This window comes from Bradyrhizobium sp. USDA 4461 (genome assembly GCF_054055655.1).
In genome coordinates, this window is record NZ_JBSRXM010000001.1 from 19880 (window position 1) to 36327 (window position 16448).

General features: G+C 66.0%; 17 protein-coding genes. 8 read left to right on the plus strand and 9 right to left on the minus strand.

Features of this window, described 5'->3' with window-relative positions; all coding sequences use genetic code 11:
* Nucleotides 1–71 precede the first annotated feature (71 nt).
* The 8 genes from ACVINW_RS00090 to ACVINW_RS00125 form a co-directional block, all read right to left on the minus strand.
* Nucleotides 72–239 (minus strand): hypothetical protein, encoded by a 168-nt coding sequence (locus tag ACVINW_RS00090; protein ID WP_456749438.1) that lies wholly within the window; start codon nucleotides 237–239, stop codon nucleotides 72–74.
* 184 nt (nucleotides 240–423) lie between these two features.
* The gene (locus ACVINW_RS00095; protein ID WP_456749439.1) at nucleotides 424–912 is read right to left on the minus strand and encodes a DUF417 family protein; all 489 of its coding nucleotides are present in this window, start codon (nucleotides 910–912) and stop codon (nucleotides 424–426) included.
* A gap of 137 nt (nucleotides 913–1049) precedes the next feature.
* Nucleotides 1050–2267 (minus strand): ABC transporter substrate-binding protein, encoded by a 1218-nt coding sequence (locus ACVINW_RS00100; protein WP_456749440.1) that lies wholly within the window; start codon nucleotides 2265–2267, stop codon nucleotides 1050–1052.
* A 26-nt stretch (nucleotides 2268–2293) separates the two neighbouring features.
* Nucleotides 2294–3268: an NAD(P)H-dependent flavin oxidoreductase gene (locus tag ACVINW_RS00105; RefSeq protein ID WP_456749441.1), complete on the minus strand. Its 975-nt coding sequence runs from the start codon at nucleotides 3266–3268 to the stop codon at nucleotides 2294–2296.
* 2 nt (nucleotides 3269–3270) lie between these two features.
* Complete coding sequence (locus ACVINW_RS00110) at nucleotides 3271–4044, minus strand: crotonase/enoyl-CoA hydratase family protein (protein ID WP_456749442.1); 774 nt, start codon at nucleotides 4042–4044, stop codon at nucleotides 3271–3273.
* A gap of 9 nt (nucleotides 4045–4053) precedes the next feature.
* Nucleotides 4054–4845: an SDR family NAD(P)-dependent oxidoreductase gene (locus ACVINW_RS00115; RefSeq protein ID WP_456749443.1), complete on the minus strand. Its 792-nt coding sequence runs from the start codon at nucleotides 4843–4845 to the stop codon at nucleotides 4054–4056.
* Nucleotides 4842–6392: a class I adenylate-forming enzyme family protein gene (locus ACVINW_RS00120; RefSeq protein WP_456749444.1), complete on the minus strand. Its 1551-nt coding sequence runs from the start codon at nucleotides 6390–6392 to the stop codon at nucleotides 4842–4844. Before ACVINW_RS00120 ends, ACVINW_RS00115 begins: the two co-directional genes overlap by 4 nt.
* Nucleotides 6389–7039 (minus strand): TetR/AcrR family transcriptional regulator, encoded by a 651-nt coding sequence (locus ACVINW_RS00125; protein ID WP_456749445.1) that lies wholly within the window; start codon nucleotides 7037–7039, stop codon nucleotides 6389–6391. Before ACVINW_RS00125 ends, ACVINW_RS00120 begins: the two co-directional genes overlap by 4 nt.
* Before the next feature lie 96 nt (nucleotides 7040–7135).
* Between ACVINW_RS00125 and ACVINW_RS00130 the strand changes: the two genes are divergently transcribed.
* Both ACVINW_RS00130 and ACVINW_RS00135 read left to right on the plus strand, forming a co-directional pair.
* A complete protein-coding gene (locus tag ACVINW_RS00130; protein ID WP_456749446.1) occupies nucleotides 7136–7555 on the plus strand; it encodes a Zn-ribbon domain-containing OB-fold protein in 420 nt (139 codons plus the stop codon).
* 14 nt (nucleotides 7556–7569) lie between these two features.
* On the plus strand, nucleotides 7570–8709 hold the full coding sequence (locus ACVINW_RS00135) for a thiolase family protein (protein ID WP_456749447.1): 1140 nt from the start codon (nucleotides 7570–7572) through the stop codon (nucleotides 8707–8709).
* A gap of 18 nt (nucleotides 8710–8727) precedes the next feature.
* Here ACVINW_RS00135 and ACVINW_RS00140 read toward each other — a convergent pair whose 3' ends face one another.
* On the minus strand, nucleotides 8728–9363 hold the full coding sequence (locus tag ACVINW_RS00140) for a TetR family transcriptional regulator (protein WP_456749448.1): 636 nt from the start codon (nucleotides 9361–9363) through the stop codon (nucleotides 8728–8730).
* A 253-nt stretch (nucleotides 9364–9616) separates the two neighbouring features.
* Here ACVINW_RS00140 and ACVINW_RS00145 point away from each other — a divergent pair, with 253 nt between their 5' ends.
* From ACVINW_RS00145 to ACVINW_RS00170, 6 genes are read left to right on the plus strand one after another with little or no spacing between them, the layout of a single operon-like run.
* The gene (locus tag ACVINW_RS00145; protein ID WP_456749449.1) at nucleotides 9617–10927 is read left to right on the plus strand and encodes a phytoene desaturase family protein; all 1311 of its coding nucleotides are present in this window, start codon (nucleotides 9617–9619) and stop codon (nucleotides 10925–10927) included.
* Between the two features lie 5 nt (nucleotides 10928–10932).
* Nucleotides 10933–11775, plus strand: coding sequence for an ABC transporter ATP-binding protein (locus ACVINW_RS00150; protein ID WP_456749450.1), 843 nt, complete (start codon nucleotides 10933–10935; stop codon nucleotides 11773–11775).
* Nucleotides 11772–12566: an ABC transporter ATP-binding protein gene (locus ACVINW_RS00155; RefSeq protein ID WP_456749451.1), complete on the plus strand. Its 795-nt coding sequence runs from the start codon at nucleotides 11772–11774 to the stop codon at nucleotides 12564–12566. The genes ACVINW_RS00150 and ACVINW_RS00155 overlap by 4 nt, the downstream gene beginning before the upstream one ends.
* Complete coding sequence (locus tag ACVINW_RS00160; protein WP_456749452.1) at nucleotides 12566–14500, plus strand: AMP-dependent synthetase/ligase; 1935 nt, start codon at nucleotides 12566–12568, stop codon at nucleotides 14498–14500. The genes ACVINW_RS00155 and ACVINW_RS00160 overlap by 1 nt, the downstream gene beginning before the upstream one ends.
* Complete coding sequence (locus ACVINW_RS00165) at nucleotides 14501–15373, plus strand: branched-chain amino acid ABC transporter permease (protein WP_456749453.1); 873 nt, start codon at nucleotides 14501–14503, stop codon at nucleotides 15371–15373. It begins immediately after the preceding gene.
* Nucleotides 15373–16419 carry a branched-chain amino acid ABC transporter permease gene (locus ACVINW_RS00170; RefSeq protein ID WP_456749454.1) on the plus strand — a complete coding sequence of 349 codons (1047 nt, stop codon included), beginning with the start codon at nucleotides 15373–15375 and terminating at the stop codon, nucleotides 16417–16419. Before ACVINW_RS00165 ends, ACVINW_RS00170 begins: the two co-directional genes overlap by 1 nt.
* Nucleotides 16420–16448 lie beyond the last annotated feature (29 nt).

Consider the following 16448-nt stretch of genomic DNA (forward strand, 5'->3'; position numbering starts at 1 on the left):
TCACGATTGCGCGCATTCCAGCGTGATCCGCCCCGGCCGGGGAACGGGCGGCCCGATCGCGGTTCCGGCGGTCACTGCCGGACGTCGCGATCGCGACCGCCCTCCCACTCCAGCCACGGCGCGGGAACTGCAATGACATCAAAAAATGCGGGGCGTTTGAAAATGCCGGGGGTAAGCTTCGACGGATGGGCAAGACCAACGCTTGCCGGGCCGACCGTCGACGTGTCTGACTTCGTCACATTCAGCTCCCAACCGGGGACCGTTTCCTACTAGCAACAATTCGTCAATCAAGGGTTGCATAGCCGCATCGGATTCGAGTGACAAGACATTGCGGTCTGCGACGAATTGTCCTGTTCCAGATGCCGGATGCGCGCGATGCCACGATTAAGCATGGATTAACCATCGACCGCTCGAGTGACGCGACTATGCCGCGCGCGAGCGGATGATCCGACCCGGCAACGACGCCAGCAGCAGCACGAAGCAGACGCAGAGCAGCACGACGTCCTTGAACAGGAACTCGCCGGCCAGGTTCCAGGCCATCGGATCGGTCGACAGGCTCCATGTGACCACGCCCGGCGTGGTGAAGAAGAACGACCACGTCACCGCGAAGGTGATCACGCCCATCAGCGCGCCGATCGCGGACAGCATCGGGTTGAATGCGCCGGCGGCAAGCAGCACGGCGATGCCGAACTCGGTGACACCGAGCACATAGGCCTCGCCGCGGAGGCCGAACACCGACAGCCACGAGACGAACGGGCTGTTGCTGATGAATTGCGCGATGCCTTGCGCCGATTGCAGCGTGAACTTCTGCATGCCGAACGACACGAAGATCACCACCATGACCCAGCGCAGGATCGCGAGCAGACGAAAAGACCCCTCGCCTCGTTCGGCGATGTTGAACGACAGATTCATCCGGATGTTTCTTCCCTGGGTTGCCATCATCGGCCGCTATTGCGGCGTTCGTGGCAGGACTACGCAGCGCGCCGCGCGTGTGTTACGCGCAGGACGCGGCCACGGCCTTCACAAGGATGTGCGGGCGAGGTGATGGGTCACGCCGCAGTGAACAGCTCGCCGACCTTCTCATAGGCCTCGCCCTTGAACCGCATCAGCTGAAACTGCTTGATCGGCACATAGTCGCTCGGCGTGGTGTTGAGGGTGATGCCGGGAATGAGAAGCGGCGCGGCGTAGTTCTTCAGGCTGGTCGCCTGATGCAGGATATTGGCGCGTGTCAGCTGGTCGCCGCATTGCCTGATGACGTGGGCGGCGGTTGCCGCGGCGGTGTAGCCGATGGCGTAGAGATCGTCCGCGCGATCGGCGTTCGGCGCGTAGCCATCGAGGAACGCCATGTATTGCTTCATGTCCGGCGTGTCGGCCCAGAGTGGATTGCCGGGATCCATCCGCGTCGCGAAGGCGAGAACGCCCTGCGCAGTCTCGAAGCCGGCAGGCTTGAGCGTCGCCCGCACCGAGCCGTTGCCGGCGCCGAGGAACACCTGCGGCCGCCACTCGAGCGCAGCCATCTTGCGCAGCGCCTGGCTCGCCATCTTGGGAATGGTGACGAGGAACACCACGTCGGCGCCGGACAGCTTCATCTGGACGATCTGAGAATCGATGGTGGGATCGCCGACCGCATAGTTCAGCTCGGACACGATCTGCGCGGTCTTGGCGCCGAGGCCGGACTTCAGGCCTGCCAGCGTCGCCTTGCCGGCGTCATCGTTCTGGTACAGCAGGCCGATCTTCGCGTCGGGCGTGGAGCCGGCAATGTAGCGGCCGACGACCCCGCCTTCGATCTCGTAGGTCGATCCGCTGACCATGGTCCATGGATTGGCCACCGGGTCCGCCAGCTTGCTGGCGGCGGCCGCAAGGAACAGCTGCGGCACCTTGCGCGCATTCATGTATTTCTGCACCGCGATGTTGCCCGGCGTTCCCATCGCGCCCGCGATGAACAGCACCTCGTCGCCCTCGACCAGGCGCCGCGCCGCTTCGACCGATTTCGGCGGGCTGTAGGCGTCGTCATAGTTGATGAACCTGATCTTGCGGCCATTGATGCCGCCGCTCTCGTTCAGCATCCGGAAATAGGCATCCATCGCATTGGCAAGCACGCCGAACGACGACACCGGGCCGCTGAGCGGCCCGAACTGCCCGATGCGGATTTCCGCATCGCTGGCGCCGGGATCGTATGAGGCGCCGGCAAATGCCTTGCCGCCAAGGGACGCCGCGAGCCCAGCCGCCATCGTCCCGAGCAGCGTCCTACGGCTGATCGTCTCCATGGTTTCCTCCGCTTGATCTGGGCGCCTTATGCAGCGCCTCTGTCGAATGCCGCATGATATTGCGCGGCGATCTCGTCGATGATGTCGGCGGCGCCTGTCACCGCGTGCACGCCGGAGACCGAATGACCGGCGCTCCAGACCTCGATCCAGCGCCGCGGCCCGTCCGCGTCATTCTTGCCGCCGAACTTTTCGCGCGCGCGCGCTTCCGAAACGGACTCGTCGAGATTTGCGGGATCGAGACCCGCGGCGACGATCGAGGGCCGCAGCATGCTGGCATCGAGCCCGGTGAAGGCTTTTGTCAGCATGACGTCATCGAGCGTGCTGTCGACCAGCATATTCCGATAGGCATCGCTCGCCATGCTCTCGCGCGCCGCAATGAAGCGCGTTCCCATATAGGCGAGATCGCAGCCGAGCAGCCGCGCCGCGGCGAGCGCGGTGCCGTCGGTCACCCCGCCCGCGAGCACGACCGGACCGTCGAACATGGCGCGCACCGCGCGCACGAAGGCGAATGGATTGGCCCAGCCGGTCTGCCCGCCGGCCCCCGCAGTCAGCAGGATCAAGCCATCGGCGCCCGCCTCGATCGCCTTCTCGGCATGACGTAGCGAGGCAATGTCCGCGAAGACGAGACAGCCGACATCATGCAATGGCTGAACGGCTGCCGCCGGCGAACCGACGCTGGTGATGACCATCTCGACCTTGTGCCGCACAAGGCAGGCGAGGTCGTCCTTGAAGCGCGGCTGGCGGATGATGAGGTTCGGACAATGCGGCGCCGCGGGGCGGCCAAGCTCGGCGACGTTGCGCGCGATCCGGGTGAGCCAGGCGTCGAGTTCCTCGACCGAGCGGGCATTCGCAGTTGGAAACGCGCCGACCGCGCCGGAGCGGCAGACCGCCGTCACGAGATCGACGCCGGACACGCGCAGCATCGGCGCTGCGATCAGCGGCAGGCGAAGCCGCTGCGCGATCGCGGCGGGAAACGCACTCCGGCGGGCAGCGACCTGCATGATCAGCGCCCTTTCCAGACCGGCTTGCGCTTCTCGGCGAACGCCTTCAGGCCTTCGGCGCGGTCCTCGGAGTTCAACGCGCGTTCCGCGATCGGCATCTGTGCGGCCCAGCCCCCTTCGTCGGTCCAGTTCGCGGCCTGGAAGATGATCTCCTTCGAGGCGGCGAGCGCCGTCGGGCCGTTGACGAGGAGCTCATTGGCAAAGTCGACCGCGGCTTCGAGTGCTTGCCCGGGCTCGACGAGCCGGTTCACGAGGCCCAGGCGCTCGAAATACTCCGCGCCCTTGAACTGCCCGGTCAGCGCCAGCTCCATCGCGACGTGATAGGGGATCCGCTTCGGCAACCGGAACAGGCCGCCGCCGATCGCAACGACATTGTGCCGGACTTCCGGCAGGCCCATCTTGGCGTCGCGCGCCGCAACGATCAGATCGCAGGACAGGCAAAGCTCGAGCCCGCCGCCGACGGCATAGCCCTCGACGGCCGCGATCAGGGGCTTGCGCGGCGGCCGGCGAAACAATCCGAAGCCGCCACGTTCGGTCACGCCGCGCTCGCCGCGCGCAACCGCCTTGAGGTCGGCACCGGCCGAAAAATTGCCGCCCGCACCGGTGATGACGCCTGCGAACAGCGCGTCCTCCGCGTCGAGCAGATCCATCGCATCGGAGATACCGCGCGCAAGCGCGGCGTTGCAGGCGTTGCGCGCCTCGGGACGGTTCAGGGTCACGACCAGGATGTGGCCGCGCCGCTCGGTCAGAACGACCTGTTCATTCTCGGTCCTCATCGCTACGCCTCACAATGCGAAGGTAAAACCGCCATTGACCGGATAGGTCTGGCCGGTGATCCACGCGCTGGCATCGGAGGCCAGGAACAGCACCATGTTGGCGACGTCGGACGGCAGGCCCGGGCGGCGGATGACGTATCGCTCCATCATCTTCTTCTGCATCTCGGGATTGGCCTTCAGCCGCGCCTCGATCGCCGGCGTCAGGGTGGCGGCAATCGCGACGCAGTTCGCCGTGATGTTGTGGCGGCCGAGCGAGCGCGCGACCGCGCGCGTGAAGCCGGCGGCGCCCGCCTTGGCACCGGAATAGACCTCGAGGCCCGCCTCGCCGGCACGGCCGGCATCCGAGATGATGGTGACGATGCGGCCGCCCTTGCCCTCGATCATCTGCGGCACGCAGGCCGAGGCGCAGTTGATGACGCCGTAGAGATTGACGCCGATGAAGCTGTTCCAGACTTCGGGGCCGGTCTCCCAGAACGGCTTGCGCGCATCCGGATCGGGGGTCGCGCCGGCATTGCCGGCATTGTTGACGAGCACGTCGATCGGGCCGAACGCCTGCTCGGCCTTGCCGACCATCGCCTTGACCGATGTGAGATCGGTGACGTCGGCCTGCACCGCGACTGCCTTGCCGCCGCCGGCGTTGATTTCGCGCGCGACCTGCTCGGCGCGATCGAGGAAGTAGTCGTTGACGACAATGCCGGCGGCGTTGTGCGCGGCGAAATGCAGCGCGATCTGGCGCCCGACGCCCTGGCCCGCACCGGTGACCAGCGTCACCTTGCCGTTCAGATCAAGGATATCACTCATACGTTTCTCTCCCGTCCCTTCCAGTAGGGCTCGCGCAGTTCGCGCTTGAGCAGCTTGCCCATGGTGTTGCGTGGCAATTCATCGACGATCGACAGCGTCTTCGGCCGCTTGTACGAGGCGAGATGGTCGCGGCAGAAGTCGAGGATCGCGGTCTCGTCAGCGGTATGGCCCGGCTTCAGCTCGCAGAATGCCTTGACCTGCTCGCCGAACTCGTCGTCGGGAATGCCGATCACCGCGACGTCCTGCACGTCCGGATGCCGGAGGATCGCGGCCTCGATCTCGGCCGGGTAGATGTTGACGCCGCCGGCGATGATCATGTCCTTGGCGCGATCGGTGATGAACAGATAGCCGTCGTCGTCGAGCATCCCGACATCACCGACGCGGAAGTAGCCGTCGTGGTCACGCGTGTCCGTCCCGAGCGGCTTGCCGTTCAGATAGGAGCGGATCGTCACGGGCGTCCTGATCCAGATCTCGCCGGACTGGTTGCGCGGCAGCTCGCGCCCCTCGACATCGCGGATCGAGATATCGACGTGCTTGTGCGGGCGGCCGCTGGATCCGGGCTTGCGCTCCTGCATCTCGGGCGGCAGGAAGCTGATCATGCCGACCTCGGTGGCGCCGTAGCCTTCACCAAGGACATCGCTGCCGAAATACCGGATGATCCAGCGCTTCAGCTCATAGGGCACCGGTGCAGCACCAATCGACAGCGCGCGGATCGACGAGACGTCGTAGGCGTCGAGCACCTCCTTGGGCAGCGCCGCGAGGCGCTTATACATGGTCGGAACGCCGGTCCAGTTGGTGACGCGATGGGCCGCGATCAGGCGAAGCGCGCCTTCGGGATCGAAGCGGCGCATCAGGATCGTCGGATTGCCGAGCTGGATCGCGCCCCAGACCTGGGACGGGCCGGCGCCGTGATGCAGCGGCAGTGTCAACAGCGAGACGCCGCCGGCCTGGCCGCGCCGGGTCGATGCGACGTCGGAGAGATATTCGCTGGTGCGTTGATCCATCTGCACGCCCGGCTGCACCACCGAGACCACGCCCTTGGGCAGGCCCGTGGTGCCCGACGTATAAAGGATCAGCGGCGGCCGGCTGGTTGAATGCAGCGGCGGATCGGCAGGCGTGTCGAGCAGCTCGGAGAAGGCGACGAAGCCGGGCGACGCCGTGCCGATCGAGACCGCGAGCTTGATCGGCAAGCCTTCGAATGCAGGGCGCAGCGCCGCGGGATCCTCGTCGTCGCAGACGACGATTTGGGCGCCGCTGTTGGACAGCACATACTGCGTCTCCGACGGCGTCAGCCGCCAGTTCAGACCGAGCAGCGAGCAGCGCAGCTTGCCGATCGCCTCGCTCAGAACCGGCCATTCGATCCGGATCTGGGTCCGCAGCACCACGATGTCGCCGGCGACCACGCCCCGGGCCGCCAGGCCATGTGCAACACGATTCGCCGCATCGTTGAGCTCCGACCACGTCATCCGGCGGTCGCCCTCGATGAAGGCGGCATCGTCGGGACGATTGGCGGCCCAGTATTCGACGCTGTTCGGCAGGATGCTCATTTCGCCAACCTTCCTTCGACCGCCGCGATGAACCGCGCGCTCATTGTCTCGAGATCGACGCCCTCCGGATCGACCAGCCACTGCGCAATCGATCCGCGCAGCGTGGCGAGGATCAGTGCGCTCTCGGTCTCCAGATCGAGGTCGGCGCGCAGCCGGCCTGCCGCGATCCCCGCACTGAGGCCGGCTGCAATTTCGCCGCGCGTTTCGCGATTGAGCCTGGCAACCGTAGCCGTGATCTGCGGCACCGTGAGCGCAGCCGCCAGCACGACGTGAAAGGCGCGCCCCATCACGGGATTCCGCGCCGGCAACAGGAAGTAATATTTGAACGACGCGATCAGGCCGTCGTAGCCGGTCAATTCCGGCGCGGCGGCGCGGCGCGTCGTGATGAACGACTCGATCACGTAGGTGGCGAGCGCCGACAACAGATCGGCCTTGGTCTTGAAATAGTGTGACGGCAGCCCGCGGCTATAGCCGGCGCGCTCACCGGCCTCGGCGAGCGTGATCGCGTCGAGCCCGTTCTCGGCGACGATCAGTGCGGCGGCTTCAAGGATCCGCCGCTCCGCTTCGTCGCGGCGCTCGACCTGCGTGCGCCGTGACGCCGGTGCGTCATCTCGCGGCTCCTGCGCGCGTCGAACTGCTCGTGCCATTCAGCTTCGCTCCCTTTGCCGCACGGCGACTTCTTGCTTGCATTCAAGCTAGAATGATGTTTGTTGGTCAGTCAACAAATATCTTGGAGGAAATGCATGCAACCGAGCAAGCTATTGAAACCAGGCCTGTATTCCGCGGAGCTACGCGAATGCGGCGGCGCGACAGCCCGCCTGAAGGGCGGCCGCTGCCGCTGCGGATACGTATTCTTCCCGATGCAGACCTATGGCTGCGAGCGCTGCGGCAGCCATGGCGATGCGCTGACGCCCTGCGAATTGTCGACCAACGGAGTGTTGCTTGCGGAAGCGACCGTTCACCTGCACGCCGACAAGAACCGCCCGGCCCCCTTCACCATCGTCAAGGTCGCGCTCGACGACGGGCCCGTGATCCGCACCCTGCTGGCCGACGACAGCGCACCGGTTGCGCAAGGTCAGCGCGTGACCGGCAGGCTCGTTCCGACCACGCAGAGCGAGAGCGGCGAGACCGTGCTCGATCTCCGCTTCAGCGCCGCATCCTGATTTGGAGGATCACCATGGCACGATCACTCAATCATTTGCGCCCGGTCTACGTCGTCGGCATCGGCTGGCACCGCTATCAGAACCCGAGCGAGACGCCCTATGTGGAGCTCGGCCTCACCGCGATCCGCGCCGCACTCGATGATGCGCGGATCGAATGGCCCGCGGTGGAATCGAGCTATGTCGCGACCGCGCTGCTCGGCATGGCGTCGGGACGGCCGATGCTGCGCCATCTCGGCGCGACCGGCGCGCCGCTGATGCATGTCGAGAACGCGTCGGCGTCCGGCTCGACCGCGTTCCGCCATGCCTGCATCGAGGTCGCAAGCGGCATCTCCGACGTTGCGCTGGCGGTCGGTGTCGACAAGCGCAATCCGGTGCGGCGCTCGGACACCGGCATCGGTCACCTCGCCGAGGACGCGATCGTCCCGTTCACGCACTTCGCGCTGCTGACCAATGAATATGCGGTCCGGCACAATGCGTCGGCCGAGGACATCGCGCTGGTCGCGGTGAAGAACCACCGCAACGGGGCGAAGAATCGCAACGCGCAGCGGCAGCAGGAGCGCACGCTCGATGAAGTGCTCGGCGGCAAGAAGGTCTCGGGATCGCTGACGGCTCTGCAATGCACGCCGATCGGTGAAGGCGCCGCCGCCGTGATCGTCGCATCCGAGGACGGCATTCGCAGGCTCGGCATCGACGCCGGCCGCGCCATTCGCACCACGGCGTCGGTCGGCCGCAGCGAGCGGGTCTATCCGCCCGGCGCAGGTTTCGACGCGGCGCTCACCAAGGAGACCGCCGACCTCGCTCTGGCGCAGGCCAGGCTGACGCCGAAGGATCTCGACGTCATCGAGCTGCACGACGCCTTCACGGTCGAGGAGTTGCACTACATCGAGAGCATCGGCCTCTGCCCCGAAGGGCATGGCGTTCGCATGCTGAAGGAGGGCGCGCTGGATATCGGCGGGCAATGCGCGATCAATCCCTCCGGCGGCCTGATTGCGATGGGACACCCGATCGGCCCGACCGGGATCGGCCAGATCGGCGAGATCGTGATGCAGCTCCGCGGCGAAGCCGGCCCACGACAGCATGGCGGCGCGCGGACCGGGCTTGCGCATATGGTCGGTGTCGGCGCTGTCTGTTACGTGCACATCCTGGAGAAGTGATGCTCCGCCGTGATGGCCCTACGCACGCTGGCGCAGCGGGCGGGCGGAATCCTTTGCCGGCACCGGCATGGTGAAACCGTACAGGAACAGGTCCACCACCATGTCGGCGAACTCGGTCGGATCGATTCCGCCTTTCGGATCGTACCAGGTGTGGCTGAAGTTCAGGATGCCGAACAGCATCATGCTGTAGATCTTCTTGGTCCGCTTGACGATCTTGCCTTCCTTGTCGAGCCTGACCAGAAGATCGGCGATGGTGTCGACCAGCTGACGCTCCAGCGCCTTGATCGCATCCTGCTCGGTCTCGCCGAGGAACGAGAGGTCGTTGAGGATCACGCGCTGCTCGTCGCTGGAGCGCGCATTGAGCGCGACGATGGCCTGGATCGCGGCGCGGAACTGCTCCAGCGTCGTCGCCTTGCCGGCCATCGCGGCATCGACGTCGGCGATCATCTCGCGGATATGCGCATCGAGGATCGCGAACAGGATCGCTTCCTTCGAGTCGAAATAGTGATACAGCGCGCCGCGCGACAGCTTGCAGGCATCGGCAAGGTCGGCGATCGAGGCGCGCATATAGCCCTGCCGCGCGAACAGGCCGCAGGCGGTGGTGAGAATGCCCTGCTGGATCTCGTCGTAGTTTTCCGAGCGCGTCCGCGCCATACCCGTCTCTTTCGTGCACCATCGGCGTCGCCGGAATCGGGCGGCACCCGTCTCTCTATACTACCGCCACCGCGCGCCCTCCTCCCCTTTGCGGGCACCATCCACCAGAACTCGTCGATCAAGCGGCGCCGGTCCATTGACCTGCGTCAAAAAATAATTTGAACGACCGGTCGGATTATATTAGAGTGCCTGCCGTCAAGCAAGCGGATTGCGCACGCCGGGACCAACCCGGCGGCATCGAGGGAGGCTGCGCGTGGATGCTCACAAGGTCGATGCTGTCGTGATCGGAGCCGGTGCCGGCGGGCTGTGCGCGGCGGCGCGCCTCGCCCATGGCGGGCTGCATACGCTGGTTGTCGACGACAAGGACCGGCTCGGCGGCCGCGCCTCGACCGAGGAGATCGACGGCTTCAAGGTCAATATCGGCGCGATCGCGATCGAGTTCGGCGGCGTGTTCGAGGAGACCTTCCACACCGTCGGCGCACCGCTCGACATTCGCGCGCCGGAGCCCGCGAGCTCGTTCTTCATCGACGGCAAGGTGATCGACGTCGGCCGCGGCGGCTGGTCGCTGCTGCTCGGGCAGCTCACAAAACAGGCCTCGCGGATCCTGGAGAAATTCGCCGATGCGCGCTCCGGCAATCTGCCCGACGGGCGGCAATCGACCGAGGATTGGCTGAAGGGCTACACCAGCAACGCTACGGTGCATGCGCTGTTCCGCAACCTCTGCGCGGCGATCTTCGCCTGCAACGCCGCCGAGCTGCCGGCTCGCGCCTTCCTCACCTATTTCACCAGCAAGGGCGCCTTCAAGAAGTTCGGCTTCTGCCCGCAGGGCACGATCGGCGTCTGGAACAGCCTCGGCAGCGCCGTCCGGCGCAACGGCGACATCTGGCTCGGTACGCCGGCGACGGCGATCCACACGTCCAATGGCCGCGTCGAGGGCGTCACTGTTCTTCGGAACGGCGAGCACATGCGGATCGACACCGATCTCGTCATCAGCAATGCGGGGCCGAAGGCCACCGTCGCGCTCGCCGGCAGTGAGGCTTTTCCGGCGGACTATATCGTCAAGGTGAAGAGCGATCTTCGCCCGGCCGCCAATATCGTCATCAATATCGCGAGCCGCGAGCCGCTGATCAACCACCCCGGCATCGTCACCTTCGGCAAGACCCGCCGGCTGTGCAATATGGCCAACCTCTCCGCCACCTGTCCGGAACTCGCGCCGCCCGGCTGGCATCTCTATGTCGCCTACGCGGTGCCGGTGCCCGCGCTCGGCGATTTCGATGGCGATGCCGAGGTTGCGCTGGCGCTCGATGATCTGCGCGAGCAGTTCGCCAATTTCGACCAGGCAAAAATCCTGTCGATCCGGGTGATGCGCGACGACTGGCCGGCGCAACGCAGCTGCGCCGGTTACGACCTGCCGCGCGAGACCGGCATCGCGGGCCTGTGGTGCGTCGGCGACGCGGTGAAGCAATACGGCAATGGCGGCACGCAAGCTTGCGCCGAGACCGCCAAGATCGTCACCGATGCGATCCTCGCTGCGCGGCCGCGCCGCGCGGCGGGCCGGGGCTGAGCAGGATGCCGACCACGATCCCGCATCCGACGCCGCAGGCCGCGCCGGCGCAGGATGCCCTGCTCGAATTCCGCAACGTCCGGATCGTCTACGACAACGCGATCGAAGCGATCCGCGACGTCTCAATCGCGGTGGGCGAAGGCAGCATCGTCGCCCTGCTCGGCTCCAACGGCGCCGGCAAGTCGACGCTGCTGAAGGCGATGTCCGGCATCCTCTATACCGAGGAAGGCGTGATCGAGAACGGCAGCATCCGCTTCCGCAATGACGAGGTGCATCGCCTCGCCCCGGACGAGCTGGTGCGCCGCGGCATCGTGCAGGTGCCGGAGGGCCGCCGCGTGTTCGCGGCGCTGACCATCGACGAGAATTTGCAAATGGGCGGCTACACCAGGACCGGCGCCGAGGCGCGCGAGCGACGCGACAAGGTGTTCGCGCTGTTTCCGCGGCTGCATGAACGGCGCGACCAGATCGCCGGCTACATGTCCGGCGGCGAGCAACAGATGCTCGCGATCGGCCGCGCGCTGATGACCGATCCCGTGTTGCTGGCGCTCGACGAGCCGTCGCTCGGCCTCGCGCCGCTGATCATCGACCGGATCTATGAGGTGATCGTGCGCCTGCGCGACGAGCTGAAGATGACGGTGCTGCTGGTCGAGCAGAACGCACAGCGCGCGCTCGACATCGCCGACTACGGCTACATCCTGGAGACCGGGCGCGTCGTGCTCGACGGCACGGCCAAGAAGCTCGCCGCCAACGAGGACGTCCAGGAATTCTACCTCGGCGTCTCCTCCGGCGGCCGCAAGAGCCTGCGCGACGTCAAGCACTACAAGCGTCGCAAGCGGTGGCTGTCGTGACCGCGTTGCTCACGGTCGACAAGCTTTCAAAACGCTTCGGCGGCCTGCAGGCGGTCGCCGACGTCAGCCTTGAGGTCGCGCCGGGCGAGATCTGCAGCGTGATCGGCCCCAACGGCGCCGGCAAGACCACGCTGTTCAACATGATCTCGGGCGTGCTGCGGCCGAGCGGCGGTCGCATCAGCTTCGACGGCATCGACCTTGCGACCATCTCGCCGTGGAAGTTCGCCGCCGTCGGCATCGGCCGCACTTTCCAGAACCTGGCGCTGTTCAAGCACGGCACCGTGGTCGAGAACATCCTGACCGGCCGCCACACCCATCTGCGCTCGACCGTGCTCGACGCCGTGGTCTTCTTCGGCCGCACCCGGAACGAGGAGATCGCGGCGCGGCAGCGCGTCGAGCACATCGTCGAATTCCTCGAGATCGAGCATATCAGGGACGCCGTGGTCGGCACGCTGTCCTACGGCCAGCAGAAGCGGGTCGAGCTCGGCCGCGCGCTGGCGTGCGAGCCGAAGCTGCTGCTGCTCGACGAGATGGTGTCCGGGATGAACCAGGAGGAGACCGAGGACATCGCCCGCTTCGTGCTCGATATCCGCGACGAGCTCGGCGTCACCGTCGTGATGATCGAGCACGAGATGCGGATCGTGATGGACATTTCCGACCGCATTCATGTGCTGAATTTCGGCCGCAAGATCGCCGAAGGCACGCCCGACGAGATCAGGCGCGATCCGGCGGTGGCGGAGGCCTATCTTGGCGGCCAGCGCGCCGAGGCCATGGCAAAGGCAGGCGCGTGATGTCGACGCTGGACAGTCTCCGCACCGCTCATCCGCCGCTGCAGGCGAGCACGTTGCGCAACCCGGCGGCGACAAGCGCCGATGCGCTTCAGGCCGCACTTGCGGATGCCGCCATCACCATCCCGCAATTGCTGCGGCAGCGCGCCGCGATGCATGGCGATGCGCTGGCGCTGCGCGAGAAGGATTACGGCATCTGGAACCCGTATTCCTGGCGGCACTATTACGAGACTGCGCGTGCGGTCGCGTTCGGCCTGCTCTCGCTCGGCATCAAGCCGGGCGACCGCGTCGCCATCGCCGGCGAGAACACGCCGGAATGGTTTTACGCCGATCTCGGCGCCCAGATGATCGGCGCGGTCGCGGTCGGCATCTATCCGACCAATCCCTGGGTCGAGCTGCAATACATCGTCAAGCATTCCGGCGCACGCGTCGTCGTCACCGGCGATCAGGAGCAGACCGACAAGGTGCTGGATGCGATGGCCAACAATGGCGGCCTGCCGGACCTCGAGGCCATCGTCTGCATCGACATGAAGGGGCTGCGGCACTATCGGCAGTCCGAGCTGATGGCGTTCGATGCATTGTGCGCGCGCGGCAAGGCCTATGCCGAGGCGAACCCGGAGGCCAACGCGACCCTCGACCGGCTGATCAGCCAGGGCGCGCCCGACGATGTCTGCATCCTGGTCTACACCTCGGGCACGACGGGCCCGCCGAAGGGCGCGATGCTGACCCACCGCAATCTGGTCTACGCGGCCTACGCCTACGCCAAAACTGTGGGGATCGCCGACAAGCCGTTCGAGGCGGTGAGCTATCTGCCGCTGTGCCACGTCGCCGAGCGCTGCTACGGCACGGTGACGCATCTGGTGCTCGGCGGCACCGTCTCGTTCGCCGAGTCGATCGACACGGTCGCGATCAACATCCGCGAGATCGCGCCGACTTTCTTTGTCGGCGTGCCGCGCATCTACGAGAAGCTGCAGCAGGGCTTTCTGTTCCGGCTCGGCGAGAGCGGCCGGCTGCGGCAGGGCTTCACCAGGGCCTGCCTCGGCTGGGGCCGCGTGCTGTCCGACCGCCGCCAGGCCGGCAAGGAGAACCTGCTCGATCGCCTGGCCTATGGCCTGCTCTATGTGCTCATGTTCCGCAATTTGCAGCGCCATCTCGGCTTCGCGCATAGCCGGCACCGGCTCTGCGCCGGCGCCTCGATCTCGCCGGAGACGCTGCGCTTCTTCGACATCATCGGCCGGCCGGTGTCGCAGGGCTATGGCCTCACCGAGAGCGGCGGCGTCGCCTTCATCCAAACCGAGAGCCATCACCGGATCGGCGGCTGCGGCGTGCCGCTGCCGCAGACCGAATGGAAGCTCGATCCCGACGGCGAGATCCTGCTGCGCAACCCCGGCGTCTTCAAGGGCTACTTCCTCGACGAGAAGGCCTCCACCGCGTCGCTGGAACAAGGCGGCTGGCTGCGCACCGGCGACATTGTCGAGATAACAGACAATGGCGAGATCGCCGTGGTCGACCGCAAGAAGGCGATCATCATCACTGCCGGCGGCAAGAACATCGCGCCATCCGAGATCGAGAATGCGCTGAAGGATTCCGAATTCATCAAGGAGGCGATCGTGGTCGGCGAGGCCAGGAAGTATCTCGGCGCCATCATCCAGGTCGATTACGACACTGTCGGCCGCTGGGCCCGCGACCGGGCGCTGGCCTACACCAACTACAAGTCGCTGTCGCAGCTCGCTGAAGTGCACGAGCTGGTCGAACGCGTCGTCAACGAAACCAACAAGCGCTTTGCCCGGGTCGAGAACATCAGGCGCTTCGCCATCCTCGAAAAGGAGCTCGACCATGACGATGGCGAGCTGACCGCGACGCAGAAGGTGCGCCGCGCCATGATCGAGAAGAAGTTCGCGCGCGAGCTCGCGATCATCTACCGGGCGGAGGGCTGAATGCAGTACCTTATCCAGCTCCTGATCTCGGGGCTCGCGATCGGTGCGATCTACGGCCTGATCGCGATGGGCTTTGCGGTGATCTACAAGTCGACCGGGCTGGTCAATTTCGCGCAGGGCGAGATGACCATGATCACGGCCTATATCGCCTGGACCATCTCGACCACGGTCAGCGGCAATGTGGTCGTGGTCGCGATCGGCGCGATCCTCGCCGCGGTCGTGCTCGGGCTCGTCATCGAGCGGCTGGTGATGCGGCCGATGCTGGGCGAGCCGGTGTTCGCGACCGTGATGGTGACGATCGGGCTCGCGGTGATCCTGCGCTCGGCCATCAATTTCATCTGGGACGCCTATCCGCACGGCCTCGAGCTCGGAATGGGCCGCGGCATCGTGCATCTCGGCGGCATCGGCGTGCGCACCGGGCAGATTGCCGTGATCGCGACGCTGCTTTTGCTGCTCGCCGCGATCTGGGCCTTCTTCCGTTACAGCAAGGTCGGCGTCGCGATGCGCGCGGTCGCGGCCGATGACCGCACCGCGCTGTTGATGGGTATCAGCGCCACGAAGGTCCATGCGCTGGCCTGGGCCGCCTCCTCGGTGATCGCCGGCATCGGCGGGGTGTTCTTCGCGTTGTCCTACGACCTGTCGCCGGCGATGTTCCAGCTCGGGCTGAAGGCGTTTCCGGCCACGATCCTGGGCGGGCTCGACGCAGTGCTCGGCTCCGGCCTCGGCGGCCTCCTGATCGGCATCACCGAGAACCTGGCGGGCGGCTATCTCGGCTCCGGCATGAAGGAGGTCGCGGGCTTTGCCATGATCATCGTGGTGCTGATGGTGCGCCCGTTCGGCATCTTCGGCGAACGCGACATCGAGAGGGTGTGATGCGCACGGGCGATTACAAGCAGAGCTATGGCGAGCTGGTCGCGCTGATCGATTCCCCGCCGGTGTGGCTGTGGTCGGCGGTGCTGCTGCTGGCGCTGATCGCAGCGCCGTTTGTGTTGAACTCCTACGCGCTGTCGTTCGTGATGATCATCCTGATCACGGTGACCGGCGCGCTCGGGCTCAACATCCTGACCGGTTATACCGGCCTGATCTCGCTCGGCCATGTCGGGTTCCTCGTCACCGGCGCCTATGCCTATGCGGTGCTGGTATCGAAATATCACCTGCCGCCGCCGGTCGGCTTCCTCGGCGCCGGCGCGGTGCCGGCGCTGGCGAGCCTGATCGTCGGCGCGCCGTCGCTACGGCTGAAGGGGCTCTATCTCGCGATCACCACGCTCGCCTTCTCCTTCATCATCAACACCGTGATCCTGGAGATGCGCTGGCTCACCAACGGCGCGCGCGGCATCCAGGTGCCGCGCCCCGACATCTTCGGCATCAGCTTCGAGAGCGATGCCGCGTTCACCTATCTCTGCCTCGCGATCGCGGCGCTGACGCTGTTCGCCACGCTCAACATCCGCCGCAGCCGGGTCGGCCGCGCCTTCGTCGCGATCAGGGACAACGACACCGCGGCCCGCGTCATGGGCATCAACCTGCACGCCTACAAGCTGCTCGCCTTCGTCACCTCGGCCTTCATCACCGGCATCGCCGGCGCGCTCTACGGCATCTATCTCTCCTTCGTCAGCGTCGAGGGCTTTCCGTTCCTGCTCTCGATCGAGGCGCTGGCGATCCTGATCGTCGGCGGCCTCGGCTCGGCGCTCGGCGCCGTGCTCGGCACCATCCTGATCGTGCTGCTTCCGGAGGCGACACGGCTCGTCTTCAGCCTGTTCAGCGCGCAGATGGACGCTGTCTTCACGACCGGGGCGCAGGAGCTGAAGAGCATGCTCTATGGCCTCGTCATCATCCTGTTCCTGCGCTTCCAGCCGAGGGGGCTGGTCGGCGCCTGGCACGACATCAAGCGGACCTGGGTGCACTGGCCGCTGCGCTACTAACAAAGAAGAAAACACCATGAGGAGGAGAC

Coding starts and splice junctions, on each gene's coding strand:
- ACVINW_RS00095 (WP_456749439.1), bottom strand. CDS start 912: ATGAATCTGTCGTTCAACATCGCCGAACGAGGCGAGGGGTCTTTTCGT.
- ACVINW_RS00100 (WP_456749440.1), bottom strand. CDS start 2,267: ATGGAGACGATCAGCCGTAGGACGCTGCTCGGGACGATGGCGGCTGGG.
- ACVINW_RS00105 (WP_456749441.1), bottom strand. CDS start 3,268: ATGCAGGTCGCTGCCCGCCGGAGTGCGTTTCCCGCCGCGATCGCGCAG.
- ACVINW_RS00110 (WP_456749442.1), bottom strand. CDS start 4,044: ATGAGGACCGAGAATGAACAGGTCGTTCTGACCGAGCGGCGCGGCCAC.
- ACVINW_RS00115 (WP_456749443.1), bottom strand. CDS start 4,845: ATGAGTGATATCCTTGATCTGAACGGCAAGGTGACGCTGGTCACCGGT.
- ACVINW_RS00120 (WP_456749444.1), bottom strand. CDS start 6,392: ATGAGCATCCTGCCGAACAGCGTCGAATACTGGGCCGCCAATCGTCCC.
- ACVINW_RS00125 (WP_456749445.1), bottom strand. CDS start 7,039: ATGGCACGAGCAGTTCGACGCGCGCAGGAGCCGCGAGATGACGCACCG.
- ACVINW_RS00130 (WP_456749446.1), top strand. CDS start 7,136: ATGCAACCGAGCAAGCTATTGAAACCAGGCCTGTATTCCGCGGAGCTA.
- ACVINW_RS00135 (WP_456749447.1), top strand. CDS start 7,570: ATGGCACGATCACTCAATCATTTGCGCCCGGTCTACGTCGTCGGCATC.
- ACVINW_RS00140 (WP_456749448.1), bottom strand. CDS start 9,363: ATGGCGCGGACGCGCTCGGAAAACTACGACGAGATCCAGCAGGGCATT.
- ACVINW_RS00150 (WP_456749450.1), top strand. CDS start 10,933: ATGCCGACCACGATCCCGCATCCGACGCCGCAGGCCGCGCCGGCGCAG.
- ACVINW_RS00160 (WP_456749452.1), top strand. CDS start 12,566: ATGTCGACGCTGGACAGTCTCCGCACCGCTCATCCGCCGCTGCAGGCG.
- ACVINW_RS00165 (WP_456749453.1), top strand. CDS start 14,501: ATGCAGTACCTTATCCAGCTCCTGATCTCGGGGCTCGCGATCGGTGCG.
- ACVINW_RS00170 (WP_456749454.1), top strand. CDS start 15,373: ATGCGCACGGGCGATTACAAGCAGAGCTATGGCGAGCTGGTCGCGCTG.